Source organism: Methanobrevibacter sp. UBA212 (assembly GCF_905233225.1).
Lineage (GTDB): Archaea > Methanobacteriota > Methanobacteria > Methanobacteriales > Methanobacteriaceae > Methanocatella.
Genome location: NZ_CAJODJ010000007.1, coordinates 1 through 26105 on the forward strand (window position 1 = coordinate 1; position 26105 = coordinate 26105).

The following is a 26105-nucleotide window of genomic DNA, read 5'->3' on the forward strand; positions in this document are numbered from 1 at the left end:
TACAATTATCAAATAAAGAAACAAAACTCAAAAATACAATTTACAACATCTATCGATCAACTCAGATTCAATAAAAAAGAGGATTTCTACAAAGCCAATTAATTAATAAATCAGCCACTGCATCAATACTCCCATAAAACTAAAAAAAATCAGATAATGAAACCTTTTGACAAAATACAAATTATCAACAAAATACTCCTATTTAAACACAATATATAAATAGATTACATAACAAACATATTACCATCATTCAAGGAGGATGAATAGCATGAATAGAAAAAGAATTTTAATAATTTTTGCAGTATTTGCTATTGTCATTGCATCTGCCACTGCTGTATCAGCAGGCCTTTTAGATAGCAGTGACAGCAATATTAAAACCCATGAATTCAATTATGGAAACAAAGCTACATTTCAAATCAGCGATGATTTAACAACCAAAACCGGTGCTGAAAGCATTTCATTTTGGGAAGGCGTTTCATATGACTATCCTAAAGGAGATACCACCTGTTATATCAATGGATTATCAGACTATGGCGGAAGTGATGAAGTAGAAAGCAATCAAAACAATGCCCTATTTGAAGAAATTGACAGCAAACCTACTTCTCAAGGATATAAAACATATATCTTTAAATGGGATGATATAGATGAGTATGATGTCTACATTGATTTAAACAATCTTACAATTAAGGAAAATGGTTTAAATTCAAATTATAAATATTTCAAAGCAACTTTCCAAACTCTAGATGAAGCAAAAGTGTTCGTTGATTCATTCAAAATTAATGAAGAACTAATTAAATAAGGGTGATTTAATGGAAAACAAACATCTGATTATCATTGGTGTTTTAGTCATAATAATTGTAATTCTTGCCGTAGGAATAATGATAATTTCCAACCCTAATGGAGGATCAAATTCCCTTAATTTAGGCATGGATTCTAGCTCAATGGGAAAAACAGTGATTAAAGTAACATCAGACAATAATGCGATTTCCGGTAAAATGGAAGTATTTGAATTTAGAAATATCAAACAAAATGCAAATGGAACATGGAATCTCTCCGAATTTGGAGATTATTATGGATTGCTTGGATTTTATGGAGACAACACTGGTGCAGAACATGATGTAATGATTAAAAATGGAACAGCAGAATACGAAATAAAAAATGACACACAGGTTTTCTTTGTTTATTCCTACATAACCGATATATCCGGTAAAGGAAACATAACCGTTGATTTGAATGTTAACGGTGTGCAAAAATTCTCAAGCATATCAGAAATCTATTCAGACCAATGCGATATAAACTGGGGAGATCAATTAATAACCCTTGATGGAAATGTCATTTCAGATAATGATTTGATACCTGATACTCCACACAATAAATTTGTAACAAAGTGAAATCATGAATAAAAGACTTTTAAAATCCCGTAGGTGATTTTAAAAAATCAATTGATAAAGAATTTAGCTTTGATTATAAAATTGGCAAGTAGATTAAATGAAAATGCCTATATAATAACTAATTTAAATTTAAAAGAGAAATTAGTATAATTTCTCTTCTTTTTTATTTTTAAAATGAGATGGCCTTATAGTTTTATTAAAAAAGGAAATTGGTCACAGCAAATGCCTCCGAGTACATAATGTCATTGTGCTCACACCACTCTTAGAAAATCTCATAGACACATTTCCATCTCCTGCAAATATCATAATCAGAAGCTCCCATATCTGCAAGATTTATAATGGCTCTTCACTTTAATGACATAGAACCCCTCAAATCCGTTAACTTCCAATCCGGTTACAAGTTCCGTGACCTGCTCATCCACATCAAGCGGCACAATTTCATCATTTTCAAACTTGCCTAACGAAATATGCAGGACATATCTGCAACCGAGTCCAACAGAACAAATGAGTGTAAAAAATTGGGAATTGATGCAAATCCGAAAATCGATTTAAAAAAAAATAGGCAGATATCATTTGATATCTACTTGACCTTGATTTTAACCTTTTTTGCTACCTTATTGTAATATTTGTCACCCTTATAGGTCACCGTTGATGTGAATGTGCCTTTCTTGGTCAGTTTGGTGATTTTAAAGGTTGCCTTTCCATTGCTGTTAGTTTTGGCAGTGAAAGTTTTCCTGTTGATTTTGAGGGTGACCTTAACGTTTTTCATCGCCTTGTTTTGATTTGTTTTAAGCACCACACTGTATTTTTTGGTTTTCACAGATTTCTTGAAGGCCTTTGCCTTTGCAGTCAGTTTTGGAGTTGCCTTATTGACGGTGAACTTGACTGTTTTAGAGGATTCCAGATATTTGGAATCACCACTGAAAGTGATTTTTACAGTATATTCCTTTGGATCCAGTTTGCCTATAGGTATCCTTGCCTGGCCATTGGAATCGGTTGTCAATGATTCGAATCCCTTAATATTAGTGGATAACCTGACGCCTTTAACCGCCCTGTCGAAGCTGTCCTTTAAAGTGATTACCAAATCAACATCGGAATTATATGTGGCTGACACCTTGTTGGTGCTCAATTCTGTGGAATAGAGGAATTTACAGCCTGCAGTGTCCACTGTGCTTTCATATACGTGAACCTCATTGTCCTTGAAGGTGGTTGACCTGACCACTGCATTGCTTTCCTGTTGGGCATGAATCGCATAGGCAGCATTGTTTGTGAATGAGGAGCCTGTCATGTTCAGTATAGTTTTGCAGATGTAGATTCCGCCTCCCCACTCTAGGGCCAGATTATTGTTGAATCTTGAGTCGGCTATTGTCATTGTGATTTTTTCGTCGTGGAAATTAAAGGTGCATATTGCCCCTCCTTCGGATACTGCAAAATTATTGTTGAAATTGCATCCCCTGATTAAAACGGTTGATTTCTCATTTACGCTTATCGCTCCGCCTCGGCTGTCCTCGTTGCCTATGGCATAATTATTGTTGAAGTTGGAATTTTCGACATTCAGTGTGCATTTCTCGACATATATTGCCCCACCGCCATAACTGTCGTTGATGGCCTGATTGCCATAGAATTCTGAATTGATGACTTTCAAGATACTGTTTTGGGCACATATCGCTCCGCCCTCACCTTCAATCAGATTATTGGCGAATGTGCAGCCCACGACTGTCACCATACTGTTGTCAATATCAATTGCAGCCCCTGAGGACATCACATATGCAGTAATCCGGCCCGAATATCCTGTTTTTTCTGTGTGCCCGGACATCATCCCATTCACTATCCTTAGATTCTTGATTGTCACATTGGATGCATCGCTGATCTTGAATGCCTTTGCCTTATTTTTAGCATCGATGGTGAATCCTCTGCCGTCAATTGTCAGCGCCTTTGAAATAACAATTCCGTTGACGTCAAAGCCGTCATTATAGCTGTAGCCATTTTCAAGGGTTATTGTTGAGCCCTCCTCAGCATCGTTTATCTTATCCTGCAGTGACTTGAATGTCCCATCATCAGCACCTATTGCCTCTCCGTTTGTCTGCTCCATCACCTCATCCTCGCCGGATTCGATGCCGGAACCCAAAACATTATCATCATCCTGAGCTACTGAGTCATTTAATGACTCATCACCCACATCACAGGCAGCAGATAAATCGGCCGATTCATCTGATGCATTAACACTTCCCATTGCTAAAATAGCCAGCAATAAACAGGCCACCAGAATTATCTTTTTAATTTTCATTTGAATGGTCTCCCAACCCGATCGGTTTTAAACCAATGGATATTTGATAATATATAAAAGATACTATTTAAATGAATGCTGACCTTTTCATGAAAAATCACTGAAATCCATCATCAAATTTTAATATCTCCTAAAACAAAACCTTATTCAGGAAAGTGGTGAGACAATGCAAACATGCCCGAACTGCGGAAGCATAGTTATGAGGGGAGACCCATACTGCACCCATTGCGGGGCGACACTGAGATGGTATTTTAACGAAGAGGAAGAGGACTACGAGCCCCCTGAAGAAGATAAAAAGTCAAAACTGCATGAAATTTTCAACATAATGATGGAAACAGACATGACAACCGACAAGAGGTTCGATCTCTTCAGCAAATACATATTCATGACCGATTACCTGCTTGACGAGATAAGGCAGTCCATCCATGACGAGGAGAAGATGTACAAGTGCAAATTTATCATGATTCACACGGCAACATATCCCCAGGTTTACATCTTTTTTAGAGAGGACAAGTACAGGGACGTGCTGATTTTCAACAGATGCTACATAGAATACTCTCCCGGACAGTTCGATCCAGAGGAGAGGGAGTTTCACTACATCTATACCAAGCTCTACAACGAGGAGAAGTTCCAGCGCAAGGTCGATGAGATGGAAAAAGAGGGCTTTTATCTTAAGGATATCTACAGCAACATCACATATCCCCGCTTTGAAAATGACCTGACCGCCAGCTTTAGCGATGGGGAAAATGACATGCTTTTTGACATTGATGATGAGCTGAACTTCAGAAGGATTTCATGAATTTATTATACTTTTCAGGAAAAATATTGCTTCTGCAATGAGTCATGAAGAATCGATATTTCTTGATTCAAGAAAACAAATCCCCCAAGATCAAGTCATGTTGCGAAACCCTTTAATGACTCGGGATATGATGTACGGCAATTGACGGATTAATTGAAATGTGCAGACTTGCAAGCGAGTTCAGCGGCATTGACATCAATCATATGCAGTTTCAGGAAAATGATTTTGACAAAGAATTTGACGGAATATGGGCATCCGCTTCACTTCTTCATGTGCCAAGCGATGAGTTGGATTCAGTTTTAGGAAACTTGAAAAAAGTTCTTAAGGAAAATGAAGTATTATATGCATCATTTAAATATAGAGATTATGAGGGCGAACGAAACGGTCGCTATTTCAATGATTTGACTGAAAGTGCTGAAATCGAAATATTTAAAAAAAAATGAGTTTAAAGTTATTGAAACCTGGATTACACCGGATGCAAGACCCTGCATGGAAGATGAAAGATAGACCAATATTTTACTAAAAAAAAATAGATTAAAATAAAATATGCTACCCACTCATTCACTTTACCCCCATTACTTTGAAAAGGATAATCAGGTTTTTCTCATGAGCTTTCTCAAGGCCAATCAATGATATTTTTCATGGCAAACTTAATATACCATTAGAACCATCTAATCATTATGACAACCGAAATCACCAAAATATTAAACGGATTCAAAAAATTCAGCGAAAATCCATATTCAGACGCAATCAAGTTTTTAAAAGACTACATTGAAGTCGAGCCGACGGACGAAGCCCATTTCGAGCTTGGAAAGGCACTGTTTTTAAACGATGAATACGACGAGTCAATAAAGTATCTGAACCTATCCAATCATCCGAAATCGGATGCCTATATCGGACTTGACTTCTACAGAAAGGAGGATTTTCTCAACGCCATCAGGCACTTCAACGAGTTTTTAAAAAGAGATGAGAACGAAACCGTCCTTTCATACCTGATGATTTCATATGAAAATACGAGAGACTGGAGAAATGCAGTCCTCACAGGCGAAAGGCTTCTTGAAATCCGCCCTGAAAACGAGTCGGTGAAATTGCGAATGGTCGACTACCACTACAGCCTCCGGGAATACGAAAAATCCCTCGCATACATCAATGAGCTTGAAAGCAGAAAGCTCAGATGCAAAAAGGGACTGGTTCTTTTTCGCCTCGAACAATATGATGAGGCCATCAAAACGCTTGAATCCCTAAAGACTGCGGAGGCATACTCCTTGATGGCAAAATCATACCTGAAGCTGAACAAGCATGCAAAAGCGCTTTCATGTGCATTCAAATCCTACAAATCAAGCAGGGACCCCGAAATCATTTTGGAATTTTCAGACATTTATCTTGACAGCGACTATAAAAGGGCAATCCATATCCTGAAAAGGCTGTTGGATGAAAATCCCGGTGACGAAAGGGTTCTTGAAAGGATTTGCAGGGCATATATAGGAAACTTCGAAGCGGGAATTGCCATAACATATGCCGAAGACCTCCTTAAAGTCAACGAAACTAACGTCACCGCATACCTCACGCTGGCAGAGGCATATCAATATCTGGACAACGGGATGAAATCCCTGGAATACATTGAAAAGGGTCTCGAACTGAACAGCGAATCGGTTGAGCTGTGGGTCATGAAGGCATGGACGCTTTACCCGTTTGACTTTGAAGGCTTCAGGAAATCCCTAGAAAGGGCGATTGCACTTGATCCCAACAACACCGAAAACCATGTTACACTGATCAGGGAATGCGTATGGGAAAGGGAGATGGGCAGCGCCAGCAGATATTACAAGAGGCTTATGCTCTACAACCCGACATTCTCCAAGACTTTCGACGAGCTGACAAAGGACATCATAGACTGCCTGAACAGTACCAACTATTTGGCATGGTGCCCATACTGCGGCATATGAGCGGAGAATGAATCTGCCTACTAAAAATTCCGTTATCCTTAAAAATATTCATCAGGATCATATTCATCATAATCCGAAGACAGCTTCATTTCATCCAAATCAAGCCGATATTCCCTTCTGTTTTTGCCCACATTAAAATAGACCTTCACCCTTATCTCGCCGGTCAGCACAATGTCAGAAAACGAGTTTTCAAGATGGGTTTCATATCCTCCCTGGCATCCGTGAAACTCATGGCCAACGTCTTCGATGAGCCTTTTGAAGCGGGGATTTAAAAGCAACTTGTCATGGTTGTGCCTGCTGTAGAAGTCATGGAATGCATGGTACGGGCTGTAATAGTTCGGGTCCTTGATGAAAATCATCACATGGGTGCTTTTGATGTATTCATTTTCCTGTATGAAATGGAAATAGAAGACTTCAAAGCCCAATTCCTTTCGGATATAGAATCCGTTGAAGTCCCTGGCTTTCATGTATTGCCTGATTTTGGCTTTCAGCTGCAGCTTTTGGGGCGATGTTGCACACACATGGTCTGCGATATATTCCAGGGTCTCTTCACCGGCTTTGAAATAGGTTTCAGACACTTCTCCATAGTCAAGAAAATCATCCGGCTCATCATGACTGCCCGGCACAAAATCATCATAGTGCTGTTCTGCCACATCATAGAGAGACTGTGAAGCATAGGTCTCCTGCGAAGCATCTTCGACCTCATCGGCATGATTCCATTTGAAGTGGGCTCCGCAATGTGAGCAGTACGAGTCTCCCTCCATCACTATTGAACCGCAGTTGGGGCATGTCGGCATATATAATCACTCCTAAATTAAAAAATTATCAATTCCTTTTTAGACATGATTTTTCATCGTTTTGATGTAGACACTTTTTCGAAATTACTATTTGACATCATTAAAACAATAATGCACATTAGAACAATGATAGTTAATATTGCCCAAATATCATTTTTTTATCCATATTATACTCACAACAATTATTTTAAATTCTTAACTATTGTTTCCCCAGTTCAGTTAATCTGTACAATCGACCTTTACGTGCTTCTTCATTTATGCATTCTGCAACGCCAGTTTGCTTAAGTTCTTTTAATACTTTCGATATATGGTTCGGCCTAATTCCAGCATCAGCTGCTATACTTGTTGGTGTCTTTACATCATCTTCCAGTGCCTTTACTGTTTTTACTCTGTAAGAACTGATGTTTACGTATGCATAAGTTTTTAAGGTTTCATCATCGATAGTAACATCTCCATTTTTAATCACATTATACTAACTTGATTAAAATATTTAAACCTATCTATATTTTGAAATCTTTAAAAAGTTTATGTTATGTGCAAACACCATGACACTTCCATAGCATTAGATGGAATTTACGTGAATGTAAACCATATCATTATACAAAAACTTGCAGAATATTTGGCCTCAAAATCAAATAATGTTAAGACAATTTTTCCCCAGCCGGATGAAACAATCCAATATATACTGAACACCATGATTTGACAATTTGTGAAAAGGCACCGCCAACAGCACTTGACAGAAGCATTGTCGGGACCCATGAAAAATTTAGGAATTATCATATTGCGGAACTCAAGCATCGCATCAAGCCATGTTTTCCATTGGCTTGACTGGATTATCGTACCGGCAACTGCAATGTGACGTTTATGGTCATAATAAGAAGTTTGAGAAATTAAAAAAAAAAGTTTTGATGGAGCATTAAGCTCCATTATTTTTTTTATTAAATCCAGTTTTGAGTAATTTTTAACAGATTATCCGAAATTATCTGTAATGCTCTTCAGAACTTACCGGATTTCCATTGGCATCATAGTATTTTTCATATATGACGCCATCATCTCCTTTATATGAATAGATTTGATCGCCATTCGCTGATTGGCTCCAATCACCTGAATCTCTAATATATCTTCCTGCCTGGCGTGAATATGTATAGCTTTCATCAGATGAACTGCTTTCAACTTTGGCTTTGGCCGCTTTTTCTTTGATTTTTAAGTTCTGTGTTGTGTTGTTTCCCGTATAATTTTCATTTCCTCCATAAGTGACATTAACTTTATATTTACCTTTCTTTAAATTCAAATCAAGTTTTGCCTTACCTTTTGAATCAGTCTTTAGCACATCGTCTACAACCACTTTGCCATTCTTGTCAGTGATTGTGACATTCACTATCTCCTTTGATATTGGAGTCTTGTTTAAATCTTTCAGTTCAATAGACAGTTTAGCGTCCTTTTTATACTGTTCCTTATCGCTTGTAATTTTAATTTTTGTCGGTTCTTTTGCATGGGTTGGATTAAATAGTGCAAATCCAATTGCCGCTGCACAAACAACAATTACTACAAGCAATATTATAATAATATTTCTGTTTTCCATAGCATCACCTTTAAATCCAAACTATATATTGAGTTATGTCAATCATAAGTATATAACAATTCCCACACAAAATTCCAACTTCATATACATCTCCCAATCCTTCAGTTCAAACACATCTCCAGAAGGTGCAACTGATATAATAGGCACCGTCTCGTGTTCCATATTTGTCAAGATTATTTGATTCCGTTAGATACCTATTGTCTTTGATTTACTTGATTTCTCTAATTGGATTTAAAAACATTATTACAATAGCTGGTAGAAGAATGATAATTATTGCAACTAGAATATAATTATATTTTTGTTTTCCATTTTCCTAACTCCCTATGGAGGATGTGCCACCTTCAATACATATGCATAACATTTAAGACATTATATCCTGTACATTGCTTCTTTTTGACTTTAACGGTCTTATAAACAGGTTTTTTCTTGTATAATGTGACTTTCAGCTTAACGGGATAAAGCCAATCATTGTACTGAGGACTGTAACGCATCTTGTTCTTGTATTTCTTGACTATCTTGATCTTATAGGCATAACCGTTATAGTTTACCTTATCGACAATCTTCCAGACCATCCTTGAGCAGCACTCTGTATCCCATATCTTGATGCGGTGCTTTATGCTCTTGACAATACTATATCTCTTGCCCGTTGACTCCTTGAACTTATATGTTGCCTTTTTGATTTTCTTATAATGACTGAATACTTTCTTGTTTACCTTAACTGTCTTGTAGACAGGTTGCCTTTCTTTTATTATCTCATTTCCATGAAGCAGCACATGGCAGACAATTAGACCATCACGATTGACATTTTTTGCCCCCAAATTCAAACCGCAGCTCCATTCATCATCTATCACTTTCTGGCCGTTTTTATAGGTGTAGGTTATTTCATGGTAGCTTCTTTCATTATCCAGGTTCTTGATTTCAATATGGGTCAGACCGATGTCCTTGACAAATGTTTCACCGGGGTTGACTTCAAAAGGAGTGTAGATTCTGTTGTACTCATCCATTTCAGGCCTGTGGTCCACCACCTTATCATACTCATTGTTTGTTGTCACAAGAACAATATCCTGTGAGAGCTCGACATCACTATTCTTTTGACACAGCTTTTCATCAGATGAGCTTTCATCCCCTAAAACATCTGTAATGTTGTTTTCTGCTGAAACTGCAGAAATACATACAATAAACATTAGGAAAAAGCCCAGTATTAAAAAGTAACTTCCATATCTCATTGTTTTTCCTCCGCAATATTTTAAAGATATACACTATTATATCATTCGCCAATAATATAAGTTATGTATATTATGTTGATTTGTTATGTGCATTAGCATCCCCATCATGAATATAAAGATTTGCCCATTAAATGTCGCCATGAATAACTCACTAATAATAGACAATAACAATTTCACAAACAAGTGGGGCTTAAACAACTCAATTTTCTTAATTTTGATGATTCATCATTAGATTCCATTAAAATCAAATTAAGATTTTATGAAGTAATTTTTAAGATGCATCTTATAAAATTGACCATACCTCATATTAACTGCGATTTAAAAAGCCATAGAATACGGTTAATATTATTTGTTTACAAATCAATAGTATACAATATGAGAAAAGTTAACGATAATCCTGATTGGAAACTTCCAAAAACACGAAGAACCGATTTTACAAAAGAGGAAATGCTCGATATCATCGATTTTTATCTGCAGTATAAACCGATGCTTGATGAATATGTATCCAATCGGGAACATTATCCGGAATTTGATCCTGGTGATTTTACAAAGTTGTTATTCATGTATGAAATGTTTGATGTTGATTATGCAGATAGTATGGCAGAAATGAAAGAAAAATATGGGAAAAAATACGTTAAGGATTTATCCGAGGAAAAATTGGATTTTTTGGAAATAATAACTGTTTTTACATTTATTCAAAGGGCTGAACGCCATGCCGGCGGAGGATGGTACGAAGATTGCATAGCTGATGACACATATTACAATTTGCTTTCGAGGTTAGAAGAAATAAAAAATGAATTAGAGATAAAATAACCATAAAGAATGTTTATGATTGGTTTATCACCCGTTAATCCACTCTAATTTCAAGTGCATATGATTGCTGAAATCTATCAATTTATCAATACCACCAATTGAAAAGCACTAACCACATCTTTATTTTAGTTCAGAACCACAATTAGGCCATTCTTTGAATCATTTAAGTATAATTTACATGTCCTTTATTATTATAATTACTTCCACTTAATAATGCACAACAATATTAAAAATTAATATATTGAAATTTTTCCTCCATTAAATTATTTGTTTTATTTTAGTTCTTATTAAACAACCAATGAATGAACCGAATAGTCCTGCAATAATGCATAATAAATAAAATTCACCATGCCCAACTGCAATATTGGTTGTAAAAAGAAAAAAGAATTCCATAATAAGAGATATTATAAGACCTTGAATTAATGCATATAAGACTGAATCTTTATATAATAATCCTGCAATAAACGAACCAAAAAGAATACTGTATGCAACACCGTTTGGGAATAACATGTCTATACTCATAGATGTACCAAATGCACCACCATATCCTAAAAAATAAAATACAAATGTCAAAATACATCCAACTATTATTGGTAGTATTTTGATTTTATTAATTATATCATTAGGATTAAAATTATTTGTATTAATTAATTCATTGCTTTTAAAATTAGATTCACTATCAACATTAGATAACGAGGTACCGCAGCTTGAACAAAACTTAACTGAATCATCTAATTCAGTTCCACATTCTGTACAATAAATTTTTCCCATAAAATCACCTAAATCCCTCTTAAATTTAATTACATTTTTTTAAATTATAAAGTTTCAATATCCTCCATAACTATCAATCATATTTAATGCATCGTAACATAATCGAATATTTTGTTTTATTGCTGGATCATCAGGAGCCAATTGTTCTGCTTGTAAAAAACATTCCAATGCTGCTTCATAACGGAATGATTGAGCCAACATAATGCCACGTTCGTTTAATTGCATTGCTCTTCTTTGTCGTTGCCCTGCTGCATTTGCCATTCCAACTGCTGCTCCTAATGCAAACTGAAAACCCCATATTTATTCTCCTTCAAATTATTCCATAATTATACTTTTTAATTGTTGTTTATCTGCTCCGGTTATTACAACTAATTTATCACCATCAACATATGAAAAAGCGCCAGAAGATTTGAGTACTCCCTTATGCCCCTTTATTGTTTTATCAACATCATTATAGTCACGATTCTGACTTAAATCCCAATAAAAATTGCCTTTGGTCGTTGAAACAGATATTTCAATTATATTTCCATCCGGCCCCACATATGACCTATCGTATGATGTCATAGTACCTTTATTTTGATTATCTGTTCCACCGAATGCTTCATAACCTTCAGGAATTTTAAAATTAATACCATAAATTGTATCAGTGAAAGATGGAGAAAGGTTTTTTGGAGCATCTTCACTAACAACATCGGCGGGGGCAGTCACAATTGAATATCCAACATAACCAACTACTATAAGAACAGCTATTATGCAAATGCCCGCCACCCCTATGAAAATTTTTGTAGAAGTGGAAAGCTTATTATTATTTGTTTTTTTAGATATTTCTTTTACATTAATACCCTCATTTGAAGTTTCATTTTTATTTTCATCCTCATTAGATTTGGGAGGTATATCTTTTTTATTAATTGGTGTACCGCAACTTGAACAGAATTTAACGGTATCTTCTAGTTCTTTACCGCATTCCGTACAATAAATTTTTCCCATAAAATCACCCTTAGAATAAATTAAATTCTAAAACATTATTTCAAAATCATGTTTAATTTACAAATTAAATTAAACACGAGTTATTACTTTTATTAATAATATGTTAATAATTTTTATTTATAAATATCGATTTAATAACAATTTTTTATACCTTATTAATATAAACGCACTTGGCAGAATTACAACCCCAAAATGAACTCAACATCCACAATCAAATACCAGTTTTCATATCCTTCAGACACACCTCATGAATTCTAAAAATAAACTTCCAACCAACGAAATCCGGAGCCTCCAATAGATTTTCATGATTATAAGTGTCAGGGAGTTTTTGAACATCCTTTGAGGCACACGTTTTCACAGGCAATGTTTCTGTAAAGACCACTTCAATCAAGCTGATCCAACTGATTTTGGAATTCTTCCTCGCTCAATCCGAACTCCTCATTGATTTTTGGAATATTATTGGTTTTTTTTAATGTTATGCTTTTAAGCAATGGCTCTACGAACTTGAGATACGTTTCACTGTTTGTGTCTATCCCCGGACCTACATTATTGGAATCGGAATCTATGATTACATAAATCAGATATCCCTGCTTTTTGCCCTGTGACTGGCAGATGATAATGTTCATCAAATCACTTTTTTTGTTTGATGTATCAGGCACAGCATCTGCGAAATAGATCTTCCAGTCATTTCCATTCAATGTGACTTTCGTTGGATTACTTACACCCTGGGATTTATAGATTTTCATCAAGGAGTCCGTATCGTCAACCGTAGATATGTTATATGTAATGCCGTTTTTGTCATCCACATATGAAGACATCATGCCTTTTTCATTATACTCCAAGTCAACATCGCCCACAAAACTGCCTTCCATGAAATCAGTCTTGAATTTGGTAGTTTCAGCCGCAGCAGCTGCAGAGACTATGAGTATCAATCCTATCATCATTGTCAAAGCCAAATAAACTCTCTTATTAAACATGTCTTATCACCTTAATAAATCAATGTATGTCAAAAATTTGTAATATAAGTTGTTATCAAATGTGGTCAAAATGGGTAGAAACAAAAGAGAAAATCAAATTAAAAATCATACTCCCCCAAACTTTTACCAGAAGTATAATTCAGATTTCCAGTGAAATGATAAATTAAGGAATTTCATCAATGAATATCTTTTCTTTCCAATTATAGATGTTTTAATTTTTCATATCCAATTTATTCTCTTTGAATTTATAGGTACTTTTTATTTTTATAAGAATATAATTATTGGCAGATTAATTATTCTTGGACATTTTTCACTTCATTCTCAGATAAATAAATTTTTCAAAACAGACCTCTATGGTTCTTAAGAGGATACAGATGAGCAATCATCCAATTCTATCTGACTCAAAAAAATCAAAAAAAAGCTTGGAAGTGCCATTTTTACATTAACTACATATTTTTTATACTATCGTTAATAAACTGTTAGTTATATTATAAAAAGATAGGTGAATATTATGACAAGCGAAGAGGACTATGTCGAAAGACTTGAAAAAATCATTGAAAAGCAGGACGACCTTCTCTCCCAGCTGGATGCAAGATTCAGCCAGCAGGATGCTCTGAACGAATATCTCTTCAAGCAGAACAGACATCTTGAGGAGGACATTCAAAAGCACAGGGACCTGACAAGGGACATGAACAAGACTGTCACCCAGCAGAAGAACGTTGTGGAAAAGCTTAAAAAGGAACTTGAGGAACAGCTCAAAATCCAGCAGGACCTGCATAAGGATTATGGCGAGGTCATAAAGCAGCTCACCGATGATCTGGAAGAGGAACAGGAGAAAAATGAGAAGCTGACCAAAAAACAGTCAGAACTTGAGGCTGAAATCAAAAATCTGAAAAGGACCCAGGCCGCACAGAAACAAAATCCTGCTGGAAACACATATTACGGCACAGTATCCCAAAAGACCGCAGGCAATAAAAAGGATGATGAGAAAAGGAAATGCCCTAAATGCGGCACCAAAGCCAATGAGGGAGACCTTTTCTGCCAGTCATGCGGTACAAAACTATAAGCTGGTGTTTTGAATGGGTTTTTTCAACAACGTGAAAAACATCAAGGACAAGGCACTGGAATCCGGATACATACAAGAAATTGAGGAGCTTCAGGGAGTGTTCGACAAAATCGACGAGCAGGCAGATATCGAAAGGGAAAACAAGAGAGCTGAAAGGGAACATTTTGAATCCTTAAGCATTGATGAAAAGGTTGAGTACAAAAGAATCCAAAAGAGAAACAAGAGAATCAAGAGACTGGGACTGTACGGACTCACCGTTGCCGGAATGGCGACAGGCGTTGGAATTCCCGTTCTGATGGCTGCAAATGTCGGAGCAATACTTTCCGATGACGATTTGACCTTTGATAAGGACGCACATGATGCCCGGGTCAGAAAGCTTAAGGGAAAACAGGCAAAGGGAATCCCGGCCAAAAAGCCCAGGGAATACTTCAAAATCTCCTATGACAAGGAGGGACATCCGAAGGTTTCAACACTTGTTGATGTGGATCCCTATAACCTGGAAGAGAGATATGAGATGCTCATGAGGGAAGTGTGATATTATGGCTGATGAAAAGAAAATGGACCTTGACGGCGACAGCTACGAAGAGACCACCGTAACTGACGAGAGCGGAGACGGAACCTATGACACCGTCACAAGCGACATGGACGGTGACGGCCTGGACGATGCCGTCGCTTCAGACACAAGCGGAGATGAAATCATAGACACCGTCGGCGTGGACACCGATGCAGACATGGAACTTGATTATGTTGAAGCAGACAGCGATGAAGACGGATATGCAGATTTTGCGGCTACAGACACAATAGGTGACGGCAATCCCGATGCATTCGCTTTTGACAGCGACAGCAACGGCTATTATGATTCCATGGAAGTTGACACTGACGGAGATTTAAACACAGATTTCGGCATTTATGACAGCGATGAAGACGGATATGCAGACTTTGCAGCGGCAGACAGTGACAGTGATGGAAATCCTGATGCAGTTGCATATGACACTGATGAGGATGGATATGCGGACTTCGCAGCGACAGACACCGACGGAGATGACAATGCAGACTCCTATGTCGCCGACAGCGATGAGGACGGTGAAATCGATGAAATAGCTTTCGATGATGACGGCGACGGAGACATAGATTTCTACGATGACCTTGACGATGATGATCTCTTCGATGATTTCTCAGACGATGATCTGATTGACGACGATTTCCTGTAAAAAGTGCTGAATAATTAGAAATGATTATTTTCACTTATTTTGATGAGTGAGAAGAAATCAGACTACATTAACTGATCATGTGGAGTATGATGCAGTATTTTAAAAAAAAAGAAATAGAAAGGAGTTAATCCCTATTTTATAAAGTAAATGTAGATTAGGAGAAATTGTTTGTATTTCATCAATATAATCTACAAAAACTTATTAATTTTATTCAATCCCACCATCCCTTGTTTAATAAAGGATTGTAGTTATAAGTTCTATATGTATAGATATAAAAATAAGTATATATGTTGCTTCCGCGGTACTTAATTTTATATGAAAGGCTGTCTTCACCTAATGGATTCCAGTGATTCATTTTTATACTATTAGCGATTTTAGCCACATGTTTACTTAATTTTTTACCTCGTTTATTAAGTAATTTTTTAAATTTTTTATAATTTTTCCAGGCTTTTTTATTTTTCTTTGATGGCTTATAGTCCTTAATATAAAATTTTTTATATTTTTTAGGAATTACGAGTTTGCCTAAATAAAATGTCTTATATTCTGTTTGACTTTGAGTCATTTGAGGATCTTGTGCGAAAGGCGAATCATTTAATAAAGTATTATCCCCGCTAACAGAAATTACAGCATCGATGTCTTTTAAGTTTAAAAGTTCACCATTATCTTCACTAACAGAAATTATCCCATCACTGTCCTGTGAGCTTAAAACTCCACTCTCATTTTCACAAACTGAAATAATCCCATCACTGTCCTGTGAGCTTAAAGGCTCAGTGTCATTTTCACAAACTGAAATAATCCCATCACTGTCCTGTGAGCTTAAAGGTTCGCTATCATTTTCGCCAATGGAGATTATTTCGTTATTGTCTTCTATCACTGAAATTTCATCATTTTGCTCAAAAGACATGAATTCATCGGTCGAATTGTCTTCTATTGCACTGACAGCACCAATTCCGATCAGCAGGATTAAAGTGCCGATTAAGATTTTTAATATTGTTTTATTCAATTTTATTCCCCACTTATAATATATTATTTATATATTAACCTATTATATATAAAATTTTACTGATTAATCTAAATATGATTATAATGATTAAGAATTTCGGTATTATGATAATATGCTGACTTTACCACCCAATCTGGCATTGATGATTTGATAAAATTTATCCAATGCCAAAAATAAATATAGTTAACATGACTTTCCTAAACGAAAACGCAAACATAAGGCAGTTCGGCCTTGTAAGATTCATGAACGAGAACTCAAGCGACGACCATGTGATATCAAAAATCTCGATTGTGCTTCGCCGGGACAAAATCGAGGCCCCATACTACATGTCCACCGCAGTGAGGCTCTCCTCATGTCTTGACATACCGGAGCGGGGAATGTTTCATGCAATGGACATGCTTAACTTCCACAGGATGCACAACCTCACCGAGGAGAAGTACAATCAGATCAGAACGCTAATCATCGATGCCGAAGACAACAATCTTGTGAAGATTTCAAGAGAGGAAAAGCGTCTGAAGATGGAAATGACATCAAAAAGCGATGAGGAATTTGAAGAGCTCCTCCAAAAGCATCATGAGCTTTTTGAAATGATTGACGGACTGGTCGGATAGGGTAACGCCACGGCCATTTGTGAATCGAAAAACACCGTACTATCAAGTTAAGAAATTTTTCTGATTTTTTTATTTTTGTTAATTTTACTTCATAATTGATTTTATCGATTAAATCCATTTATAAGAAAAATATAAAAAAAATAGGGAAAAGGTCCCTATCTGATAATTATTTTGGATTTCTTGGAAATTGCATAGTTGGCATTTCCGGATGAGATTGCGACCTTATGCTTTCCCCTCTTGAGCTTTTTGGTGTTTATGCTGGCCACTCCCTTCCTGTTGGTTTTGACCTTATAGATTTTGGACTTCTTGCCTGTGTAGACCTTTATTTTGACTTTGAGTTTTTCAATAGGATAGCGGTTCACGTCCCTGACGGTGATTTTGAATTTTTTGGACTTCTTATATTTTGCCTTGACGGCAGGAGCCTTGACGATTGTCTTTGCCTTTTTGATTGTGATGTAGGTGATGAACTTCTCGGCAATGTAATACTTGTTCATGGAGGTTATCTCAACCTTATGCTTTCCAACACCGAACTGATTGGTGATTACAAGCAATGCTATATCCATACCATCATAATAGAGGTATTTGACATATTCCTTTGATTTCTTTCCTGTAAAGACCTTTATCTTAACAGAAATGAAGCTGGGTTTGCCCATTGCAGTCATGTCTTCCATGAATACTGAAAAATCACCTCCTATTCCATAATTGTAATACTCTGATTTTTCAACACTAAAGATCCCTTCATGTACGGGGATTCTTTTGACAGGACCGCAAACACTGTTTATGCTTTCAAACTCGCCGAGGTCCTGATAGATTCCTCCATTGCCTGAGGCATTTATGTATACATTGTCAAGATACAGGCTTGTCAAAAAGCAGTTGATCGTATAGTATGCCTTTGAATCCGTGAAATTGGAACCGCTTATCCTTATGGTTCCCGCATCTTCATCAAATGGCCAATTTTCATTGGATGAAATGATTCCTCCGAATTTGGCAGCATTTCGCTTAAAAATGCAATTTTTAATGGCCAGTTCGTTATGGCAATTCAAATTTATCACACCCCCCTCATCAACTGAATTTTGAGTGAAGCTGCAGTTTTCAATGACTCCTCCTGCTGTTAAGACCGCTCCGCCATATCTGCCTGAATTGTTTTCGAAGCTGCAGTTGGCCAGAGAGCAGTGTCCGACCGAATATATTGGACAGGTGTTGTTCCTGAAGTTGGAGTTTGTTACCCTACAGTCATGACAGGCGATTGCAGACCCTCCACGATTATCGGTGAAATTGCAGTTGTCTACCGTTAGGCTGCCCAAATCCGTGAAGCTGTTACAATCGAAGACCCTGTCGGCTGCATTAATGAAGTTGATGTTTTTAAGTGTTATCGAGTATTTTGGAAGGAATGTTAAAAACATTCCAGACAGATGCCTGGCATCAAGGGTTGCCCCTTCACTTCCCCCGTCAAAGGTCAGAGTCTTGTTCACCTCAATCCGCTTGCCGGACCCCATATAGGTTCCGTTGAGTTCAACTACATCATTTTCCTTAGCATCATTCACAGCATCCTGAATGTCTTCAAATGTGCTTTCTCTAACGGCATTCTCACTAATGGCTGAAGCATCACCTGCAGCGATTTCATCCGTCACGTTTTCACCGGCGGATATCACCGGCAGGAACAGAATCAAAACAATCACTGAAAATGCTGAAATATACTTTAGTCTCATACCATTAGTTTTGTCACGGCTACATATAAAATTTATTTTACATCCCTATTTTCAATTAATCATCAAAATCGCTGAAAACTATAAAAACAGACAGACACAAAAATAGTTGATTCACTGCCAAAGCAATGAATTCAAAGCAAGGGAGGTGACAGCATGGCAGAAACAAAAGAGATAATCATTGCAGTTATAGGATACATCATCGCGCTCATATCTCCAATACTCGGAATAATCGCAGGTGCGATAATCTTTTTCACACAAAGGGATAATCCGTTCTTCAACAGGCATGGAAAACTAATAATTGTCGTTGCAATAGCCGCATGGCTTCTTGGAATAGCCCTTGTGGCAATGGGAGTGTTTAATGCACCTTAACCATCCCACTTCTTTTTTTTCAAAATCATCATGAACATTTTTCACACAAAACCTGATTCACCGAAAAGCAATAACAAGGTTTATTTTATCTAAATAATATATGTACATATGAACAAATGTTTTCATGATTTTTTAAATGACGATTTGTTTTTCATTACAGACAATTAATTAGGAGGAAATTATGAAGTCAAAAATCATTTTCGCCGTGATGATTCTGTTTATAGTGGCAAGCATTTCATTTGCAAGTGCTGCAGACAATCAGACAGAAATCACAGCGGCAGATTCAACAGACGAAGTTCTGAATGTCCCGGATGAGGGAAACTTAACGGAACTTAAGGGGGAAATCGAAAACAATCCCCAGAATTATACGTTAACAAAAGATTATGCCTACGATCCCATTGAGGATGATGGCTTTGACAAGATAACAATCGATAAAGACAATTATGTGCTCGACGGTCAGGGTCGTACCCTTGATGCGAAGGGCTCAGCGAAATTCTTTGAAATCACTGCCGAGAACGTGACCCTTAAAAACATCATATTCAAAAATGGTGCGGCAAATAACGGGTCAGTCACATTCTTAAAGGCAGGCACATTGGATAACTGCAGCATGATTAACTGTTCTTCAGTCGGAGGCATGCCGGGAGCATGGTTCACTGACGGAGGTAATGTTACAGACTGCGTATTCGAAAACATTGTGGGAACCACCTACGGTGCACTATTCGCCAATGGCCCTGTAGCAATTGAAGGATGCACATTCACCGCAAACCGTGCAGTCAGCGGCGACGGAGGTGCAATACATGCAAAGTCATCCGTAACCGTTAAAAACTCCAGATTCAAAGGAAACAAGGCAAATGACGGAGGTGCAATCAGTGGACTCAGCGATGTAAATGTCTATGGCTGTGAATTCGAAAACAATACCGCTGAATATGAAGGAGGAGCAGTTCTGCTCAATAAGGGAAGCGTGGAAAATTCTACATTCACTGAAAACCATGCAACAAGAGAAGGAGGCGCACTGTCCCTTAAAGAAAACGGAAAAATCATAAACTCAAGCTTCTTCAAAAACACCGCCGGCATCATGGGAGGCGCATTTACAACCAGTGCGGGCAAGTTGACTCTGGACGGCAGCAGTTTCACAGGCAACACTGCAGTTCAGGGAGGAGCAGCTCACATATTGAACGATGCAGAAGTCACAGACTGTGATTTCACTGAAAACGGCGCAAACGAAGGTGGAGCAATCTATGCAAATGATATGAAAGGAGACATTTCCGGCTGCGAATTCAATGACAATAACGCAGAAGACGGCGCAGCAATATTCATTAACTCCACCTACACCGGAAAGATTAAAGACTCCAACTTCACAGCCAACTACGCCAGAAACCAGGGCGGAGCAATTCTCACAAAGGTCGCACTGGAAGTCAACCAGACAACATTTACAGAAAACCAGGCAAACACCGGTGCAGGAATATGCGCATATGGAAACCTGAAAGTAAGCAATTCCGAATTCAGTGAAAATGAAGCCGATGACCGCACCAACAACGTTGCTCTTATGGGAAACGCTGAACTCACAACCGAAAACGTGATTCCTGAAGACCTTACCCCATATAAGCCTGTTAAGCTTGAAATCACAAACGTAACAACCGAAATCGTCTACGGAGACACCGTAATCATCACACTCGATGCAACATGCGAAGGCCAGCCTATCAGCGGAACACTCTTTGCAGTCGTTGATGAAGTGAAATATATCGGATCAGTATTCAACGGTAAAGGTATCCTTGAAATCAACAGGCTCGATGTGGGAGACTACACAACCTACGTCACATATGTAGGAGACGATGCCCACACCACACCTGAGGAAATGGTCGCATTCAGCGTAATCAAAAAGACTCTTGAACTTGAAATAACAAACATTACAGGCACAGACTTCGGTAACGTCACACAAATCTCAGTCAACGTCACCGGAGAAAACATCACCGTCAGCCAGGGTACAGTGACAGTCACAATCGACGGCGTGCCATACACCGCAAATGTAAACAACGGAACTGCAACCATATCAATTCCTAACCTCAGACCTGGAATGTATGCGGAAAACGTGATTTACAACGGCGGAGACAACTACAACAGCCCTGAAAAGCTGGTGGAATTTGAAATCGCACCTGAAGAAGTTGCAATTGAGGTTGAAGGCATCACAGGAACAACCTATGCAGACACAATTGTACTCACAGTCAACGCAGAAGGAAAATCCGAAAGGATATATGAAGGCAGGATAAAGGTCACAGTGAACGGCAAGGAATATTCAGCGGCAGTCGTATATGGCGTTGCAAATGTCGAAATTGAAGGCCTCAACGAGGGAGACTACAACGCAACAATAGAATATGACGGAGGGGACATGTACTCCAGACCTTCAATTGACTATGCATTCACAGTCAGCCCAAGGGATGTCGAGATTGTAGCATTCTATGAAAACATAACATACGGCGACACAGCAGAAATACTCGTCGGCCTAATCAGCGGAGACTACGCAATAAATGAAGGCAGAATAGCCCTTACATTAAACGGCGCAACCTACTACCGTGATGTGGTTTACGGCATGGCAGCATTCAGCTTCCCAGACCTAAAACTGGCAACCTATCCGATTGAAATCAGCTTCGAGGGAGGAGACAACTACAACAGCCAGCCTTTAGACATCGAACTCGACGTCAGCCAGAAAATCCTTGAGCTTGAAATAATCTCCATTACAGGTACCGGATATGCTGAAAACACAGAAATCACAGTTCTCGTAACCGGCGACAACATCGTCGTCAATGAAGGCGGAGTGAAAATCACAATCAACGGCAATCCATACACAGGACTTGTGAACAATGGAATCGCAACCATTTCAATCCCTAACCTCAAGCCTGGAGAATACTCAGGAAACGTGACATATGACGGAGGGGCAAACTACAACAACCCTACACAGTTTGTTGAATTCGAAATCGATCCGTGCTACGTCACCCTTGAAGTTGTCAACATCACAGGAACAACCTACGCAGACACCCTCCTCATGACAGTCAACGTGACAAGCGACATTGAAAAGATCTATGACGGAACAGTGACAGTCACCATCAACGGCCGTGACTACGAGGCAGACGTTTCATACGGCGTTGCAAATGTCAAAATCGAAGGCCTTGACGTGGGAGACTACTTCGCAGAGATTTCATATGACGGAGGAGACACATACTACGCATCCCCAATCGAAATCGAATTCCCAATCGATACAAGGAAAGTAGACCTTGAAGTCATCTATGAAAACATAACCTACACAGACACTGCCGAAATAACCGTCAATCTGCTTTCCGACGGATACATCATAAACGAAGGCGGAATCTACATATCAATCGACGAAGACATCAGGTACATCCCTGTTGTAGACGGCAGCGCAACACTTAAGCTCAGCGGCCTTAAAGCCGGAACATACAATGTGGGAACAATGTTCAACGGCGGCAAAAACTACAACACAGGATCTGAAAACGTGATACTCAACGTAAGCCAGATAAACGTTTCACTGGACATTCTCACAATGAACATCACATACGGAAGCACTGCAGTACTGACAGTTCTAGTCACCGGAGACAGGCAAGTCAACGAAGGAACAGTCTCAACCATAGTGGAAGGCATCAGATATTCCTCACAGGTAAAAGGCGGAATTGCATTCATTAATATTCCATACCTCAATGCCGGAACATATCCTGCAACCATGACATTCACAGCAGATGCAAACTACAACGCTACAAGCAAAGACTATGAGATTAACGTCAAAAAGGCAACACCTGAGCTTACAGTCGACTATGTGGTGAACATCACCTACGGCGACATAATGACATTCACCGCAAACCTCACATCCAAAGGCAAGCCTGTCGAAACAGGATATGTTGAAGTCACCCTGGGCGCAAAATCCTACCGCGCATATGTTGAAAACGGAATTGCAGTTGTTGAAATCCCAGACCTTGACGCAAACCTCTACACAGGCGAGCTTACATACAGCGGCACAGACAACTTCAACAGCACATCACAGTCCGTCCTCTTCAATGTGGCCAGAGCCGATACAGTAATCATTGACGTGAGCATTGCAGGAAACATCTACGGAGATGTCGTTGAAATAACCGCAAACGTGACAAGCGCAAGAGGTGCCCTGAATGTCGGAACAGTTTCAATCCCAATCAACGGCAAATACTACACAGCAAAAGTTGTAAACGGAATCGGAACAATATACGTTCCTGACCTTGATGCAGGATTCTATGAAAGCACAGTCACCTTCGACGGAGGCTCAAACTACAACAGCGCCGAAAGGCAGGTTGAATTTGAAGTGGCCAAAAAGATTGTCACAATCAGACCTGAATACGCAAACATCACATACAGTGAAACAGCAAAAATAATCGTCCATGTAACAAGCGGCAGCGAAAACATGACTGTAGGAGACATAACCGCAACCATTAACGGCAGGACCATCAAGGCGCCTGTGCAAAACGGAATTGCAACAATCTACATTGCAGGCCTTGATGTTGGAACCTATGACGTGGACCTTGCATTTGACGGCGGACCGAACTACATCAAGCCAAGCGAAACAATCGCACTGAACGTGGCCCAAAAGCTCGTTACACTTATGGTCGACTCACTGAACTATGCTTATGGGGATACCATAATCATAAATGTGAACGTCATAAGCGGAAAAGACCTGATCAATGAAGGTACAGTATTCATGTCCCTGAACGGAGCGGATTATTCCTCACCGGTCAAAAACGGAACAGCAACCTTCAACGTCGGCATTTTCGAACTTGGAACATACACCGGAATCGTTGACTTCTACGGAGGCAACAACTACAACCAGCCTTCAAGCAAGTTCATATTCAATGTCATAAAGAGAAATGCCCTGATTGAAGCCAAGGACGCAAAATACGTCATAAACTATAACTACGCATACAATTTCGTGCTCAAGGATTCAACAGGCACAGCGATTGCAAACGAAAAGGTCCTGGTATATCTCAACAGCGAATTCCTCGGAGAATACACAACCTCACAGGACGGCAAAGTTGCTGTTAAGATGACCACAAAAATATTGAAAGCCGCAAAATCCGGTGCAAAAAGCCTTGTCATGCAATTCTCAAATGTCCACTACAATCCGACTTCAAAAACAGTCAGAGTGAACATCTACAAGGAGATAACAAAGGTCACTGCCAAGAAGAAAACATTCAAGCTGTCCTTAAAAACCAAGAAATACACAATGACCCTTAAAAACAAAAGGAATAAAGTTCTCAAAGACAAGAAAGTTATCCTTAAAGTCAAAGGAAAAACCTACAAGGCAAAAACAAACTCCAAGGGTAAGGCAACCTTCAAAATCACAAAACTGAACAAGAAGGGAACCTTCAATGCGCTGGTCAAATACAAGGGCAGCAGCTACTACCAGCCATCAAGCCAAAAGGTTAAAATTACAGTCAAATAAGTGAATTAACTTTCACTTATCTTTTTTTCTTTTTTTATCATATCTCAAGTGAGAACTTATCTATTTTTAAACGTTTTCATCCACGCCATCAAATGGATTATTCGATACCATGGTCAAAAAGACCGTTGGCAACTATACTGTTGAAGCAAAAAAAATAGAAAGAACATCATTTGGCGGATTTAGCGTTTGACTATAAAAAAAAGTTAAAATAAGGATTTAATCCTTATTTTTTTAAATTTTACTATGTTTCTAATAATATGGTAAGAACGATTTCACGTTTCTTTTACATTTGACTTTGATTTTTTGAACCTTTGCACTGTCATAAACATAATGTCTATGATGGGAAGTCTCAATTATTCCATATTTTTTCCAGCCGGTCCATTTACCATTGATTTTATATTTTACCTTATATTTTGTGTTTTGGACCATTTTGCCGTTTTTATACAAGAATATATCGATACATTTATATGGGGCCCTAAACCCTGCAGTCATATCATAAATTTTGGTTTTAACTTTAAATTTGCCGGATTTTTTTGTAATCCAGTGCTTTTTTGCTTTTGTTGTGATGATTTTCCATTTGGAATGTGATTTAACACCGTATCCAACATATTTATAAAGTGATTTTGTCTGCTTTACATCTTTAACAGTGAATGATTTAATCACATTGCTTCCAGTCCCAATGCCCAAGGCATGACAGTCCACACCTGAAACAACCTTGGCGTCGTCTGCAGCACTTAAAACATCGGATGCATCTTTATCTGCAACGATTTCATCATCAACTGCAGGGGCTTCATCGGCCACATCCCCATCGCATTCAATCTCAACGGCCTCATTTTCTTGAGCCACAGCATCACCTTCCGGCGCAACTGCAACTTCATCCTGATCCAAGGCCACTGCATCATCTGCAGAATCGAATTGTTCCGCACATGCAGCTCCGATTCCGATGAGGAGAGCCATGGTACATATTAGTATCATTAAAATTTTCCCATTCATTTTTTCACCTCTAAATTATACACATTGTCTACACAATATATAATATTTTATCCTTTCTTATATATAAGATTCATGGAACCCTCTCCAAATTAAA

Annotated in this window: 26 protein-coding genes; 14 read left to right on the plus strand and 12 right to left on the minus strand. The window is 38.2% G+C overall.

The window, feature by feature from the left end; translation table 11 throughout:
* The first annotated feature begins 268 nt into the window (after positions 1-268).
* Together QZ138_RS02400 and QZ138_RS02405 are read left to right on the plus strand one after the other, a co-directional pair.
* The gene (locus QZ138_RS02400) at positions 269-799 is read left to right on the plus strand and encodes a hypothetical protein (RefSeq protein ID WP_292885807.1); all 531 of its coding nucleotides are present in this window, start codon (positions 269-271) and stop codon (positions 797-799) included.
* Between the two features lie 10 nt (positions 800-809).
* Positions 810-1391, plus strand: a complete 582-nt coding sequence (locus QZ138_RS02405; protein ID WP_292885810.1) for a hypothetical protein — start codon at positions 810-812, stop codon at positions 1389-1391.
* A gap of 580 nt (positions 1392-1971) precedes the next feature.
* Here the strand turns inward: QZ138_RS02405 and QZ138_RS02410 are convergent.
* Positions 1972-3678, minus strand: a complete 1707-nt coding sequence (locus QZ138_RS02410; RefSeq protein ID WP_292885813.1) for an Ig-like domain repeat protein — start codon at positions 3676-3678, stop codon at positions 1972-1974.
* Positions 3679-3844: 166 nt separating this feature from the next.
* Between QZ138_RS02410 and QZ138_RS02415 the strand changes: the two genes are divergently transcribed.
* The 3 genes from QZ138_RS02415 to QZ138_RS02425 all read left to right on the plus strand — a co-directional run bounded on the left by QZ138_RS02415 (position 3845) and on the right by QZ138_RS02425 (position 6420).
* On the plus strand, positions 3845-4477 hold the full coding sequence (locus QZ138_RS02415) for a zinc ribbon domain-containing protein (protein ID WP_292885816.1): 633 nt from the start codon (positions 3845-3847) through the stop codon (positions 4475-4477).
* A gap of 158 nt (positions 4478-4635) precedes the next feature.
* Positions 4636-4920 (plus strand): class I SAM-dependent methyltransferase, encoded by a 285-nt coding sequence (locus QZ138_RS02420; protein WP_292885819.1) that lies wholly within the window; start codon positions 4636-4638, stop codon positions 4918-4920.
* A 237-nt stretch (positions 4921-5157) separates the two neighbouring features.
* Entirely contained in the window at positions 5158-6420 is a 1263-nt protein-coding gene (locus tag QZ138_RS02425; protein ID WP_292885822.1) for a lipopolysaccharide assembly protein LapB, read from the plus strand.
* A 38-nt stretch (positions 6421-6458) separates the two neighbouring features.
* Here the strand turns inward: QZ138_RS02425 and QZ138_RS02430 are convergent, their stop codons facing one another.
* Complete coding sequence (locus QZ138_RS02430; RefSeq protein ID WP_292885823.1) at positions 6459-7217, minus strand: zinc ribbon domain-containing protein; 759 nt, start codon at positions 7215-7217, stop codon at positions 6459-6461.
* A gap of 199 nt (positions 7218-7416) precedes the next feature.
* The gene (locus QZ138_RS02435; protein ID WP_292885824.1) at positions 7417-7683 is read right to left on the minus strand and encodes a transcriptional regulator; all 267 of its coding nucleotides are present in this window, start codon (positions 7681-7683) and stop codon (positions 7417-7419) included.
* 66 nt (positions 7684-7749) lie between these two features.
* Here QZ138_RS02435 and QZ138_RS02440 point away from each other — a divergent pair, with 66 nt between their 5' ends.
* Both QZ138_RS02440 and QZ138_RS02445 read left to right on the plus strand, forming a co-directional pair.
* Positions 7750-7920, plus strand: coding sequence for a hypothetical protein (locus QZ138_RS02440; protein WP_292885825.1), 171 nt, complete (start codon positions 7750-7752; stop codon positions 7918-7920).
* Positions 7917-8045: a hypothetical protein gene (locus tag QZ138_RS02445; protein WP_292885826.1), complete on the plus strand. Its 129-nt coding sequence runs from the start codon at positions 7917-7919 to the stop codon at positions 8043-8045. The genes QZ138_RS02440 and QZ138_RS02445 overlap by 4 nt, the downstream gene beginning before the upstream one ends.
* 151 nt (positions 8046-8196) lie before the next feature.
* On the opposite strand, the gene QZ138_RS02450 is transcribed toward QZ138_RS02445, so the two are convergent.
* Positions 8197-8799 carry an Ig-like domain-containing protein gene (locus tag QZ138_RS02450; RefSeq protein WP_292885827.1) on the minus strand — a complete coding sequence of 201 codons (603 nt, stop codon included), beginning with the start codon at positions 8797-8799 and terminating at the stop codon, positions 8197-8199.
* Between the two features lie 341 nt (positions 8800-9140).
* Positions 9141-10025: a hypothetical protein gene (locus QZ138_RS02455; protein ID WP_292885828.1), complete on the minus strand. Its 885-nt coding sequence runs from the start codon at positions 10023-10025 to the stop codon at positions 9141-9143.
* A gap of 375 nt (positions 10026-10400) precedes the next feature.
* Here QZ138_RS02455 and QZ138_RS02460 point away from each other — a divergent pair, with 375 nt between their 5' ends.
* Complete coding sequence (locus QZ138_RS02460; RefSeq protein WP_292885829.1) at positions 10401-10838, plus strand: hypothetical protein; 438 nt, start codon at positions 10401-10403, stop codon at positions 10836-10838.
* A 258-nt stretch (positions 10839-11096) separates the two neighbouring features.
* Here QZ138_RS02460 and QZ138_RS02465 read toward each other — a convergent pair whose 3' ends face one another.
* The 4 genes from QZ138_RS02465 to QZ138_RS02480 form a co-directional block, all read right to left on the minus strand.
* Complete coding sequence (locus QZ138_RS02465; RefSeq protein WP_292885830.1) at positions 11097-11609, minus strand: zinc-ribbon domain-containing protein; 513 nt, start codon at positions 11607-11609, stop codon at positions 11097-11099.
* A gap of 54 nt (positions 11610-11663) precedes the next feature.
* Positions 11664-11870: a hypothetical protein gene (locus QZ138_RS02470; RefSeq protein ID WP_292885831.1), complete on the minus strand. Its 207-nt coding sequence runs from the start codon at positions 11868-11870 to the stop codon at positions 11664-11666.
* 54 nt (positions 11871-11924) lie between these two features.
* A complete protein-coding gene (locus QZ138_RS02475; protein ID WP_292885832.1) occupies positions 11925-12596 on the minus strand; it encodes a zinc ribbon domain-containing protein in 672 nt (223 codons plus the stop codon).
* 383 nt (positions 12597-12979) lie between these two features.
* Positions 12980-13573 carry a hypothetical protein gene (locus tag QZ138_RS02480; protein WP_292885833.1) on the minus strand — a complete coding sequence of 198 codons (594 nt, stop codon included), beginning with the start codon at positions 13571-13573 and terminating at the stop codon, positions 12980-12982.
* A 511-nt stretch (positions 13574-14084) separates the two neighbouring features.
* Here QZ138_RS02480 and QZ138_RS02485 point away from each other — a divergent pair.
* Genes QZ138_RS02485 through QZ138_RS02495 form a run of 3 tightly spaced genes read left to right on the plus strand, consistent with a single transcriptional unit; the run spans position 14085 to position 15850 of the window.
* The gene (locus tag QZ138_RS02485) at positions 14085-14639 is read left to right on the plus strand and encodes a zinc-ribbon domain-containing protein (RefSeq protein WP_292885834.1); all 555 of its coding nucleotides are present in this window, start codon (positions 14085-14087) and stop codon (positions 14637-14639) included.
* A gap of 13 nt (positions 14640-14652) precedes the next feature.
* Positions 14653-15174 carry a hypothetical protein gene (locus QZ138_RS02490; RefSeq protein WP_292885835.1) on the plus strand — a complete coding sequence of 174 codons (522 nt, stop codon included), beginning with the start codon at positions 14653-14655 and terminating at the stop codon, positions 15172-15174.
* A 4-nt stretch (positions 15175-15178) separates the two neighbouring features.
* Positions 15179-15850 carry a hypothetical protein gene (locus QZ138_RS02495; protein WP_292885837.1) on the plus strand — a complete coding sequence of 224 codons (672 nt, stop codon included), beginning with the start codon at positions 15179-15181 and terminating at the stop codon, positions 15848-15850.
* A 211-nt stretch (positions 15851-16061) separates the two neighbouring features.
* Here the strand turns inward: QZ138_RS02495 and QZ138_RS02500 are convergent, their stop codons facing one another.
* Positions 16062-16853 carry a hypothetical protein gene (locus QZ138_RS02500; RefSeq protein WP_292885839.1) on the minus strand — a complete coding sequence of 264 codons (792 nt, stop codon included), beginning with the start codon at positions 16851-16853 and terminating at the stop codon, positions 16062-16064.
* Between the two features lie 377 nt (positions 16854-17230).
* On the opposite strand from QZ138_RS02500, the gene QZ138_RS02505 reads away from it, so the two are divergent.
* Complete coding sequence (locus QZ138_RS02505; RefSeq protein WP_292885841.1) at positions 17231-17464, plus strand: hypothetical protein; 234 nt, start codon at positions 17231-17233, stop codon at positions 17462-17464.
* A gap of 155 nt (positions 17465-17619) precedes the next feature.
* On the opposite strand, the gene QZ138_RS02510 is transcribed toward QZ138_RS02505, so the two are convergent.
* Complete coding sequence (locus QZ138_RS02510; RefSeq protein ID WP_292885843.1) at positions 17620-19173, minus strand: right-handed parallel beta-helix repeat-containing protein; 1554 nt, start codon at positions 19171-19173, stop codon at positions 17620-17622.
* A 153-nt stretch (positions 19174-19326) separates the two neighbouring features.
* Between QZ138_RS02510 and QZ138_RS02515 the strand changes: the two genes are divergently transcribed.
* Positions 19327-19542, plus strand: coding sequence for a DUF4870 domain-containing protein (locus QZ138_RS02515; protein ID WP_292885845.1), 216 nt, complete (start codon positions 19327-19329; stop codon positions 19540-19542).
* Positions 19543-19723: 181 nt separating this feature from the next.
* Positions 19724-25018 carry an Ig-like domain repeat protein gene (locus QZ138_RS02520; RefSeq protein ID WP_292885847.1) on the plus strand — a complete coding sequence of 1765 codons (5295 nt, stop codon included), beginning with the start codon at positions 19724-19726 and terminating at the stop codon, positions 25016-25018.
* Positions 25019-25267: 249 nt separating this feature from the next.
* Here QZ138_RS02520 and QZ138_RS02525 read toward each other — a convergent pair whose 3' ends face one another.
* Positions 25268-26011, minus strand: coding sequence for a hypothetical protein (locus QZ138_RS02525; protein WP_292885849.1), 744 nt, complete (start codon positions 26009-26011; stop codon positions 25268-25270).
* Positions 26012-26105: the final 94 nt, after the last annotated feature.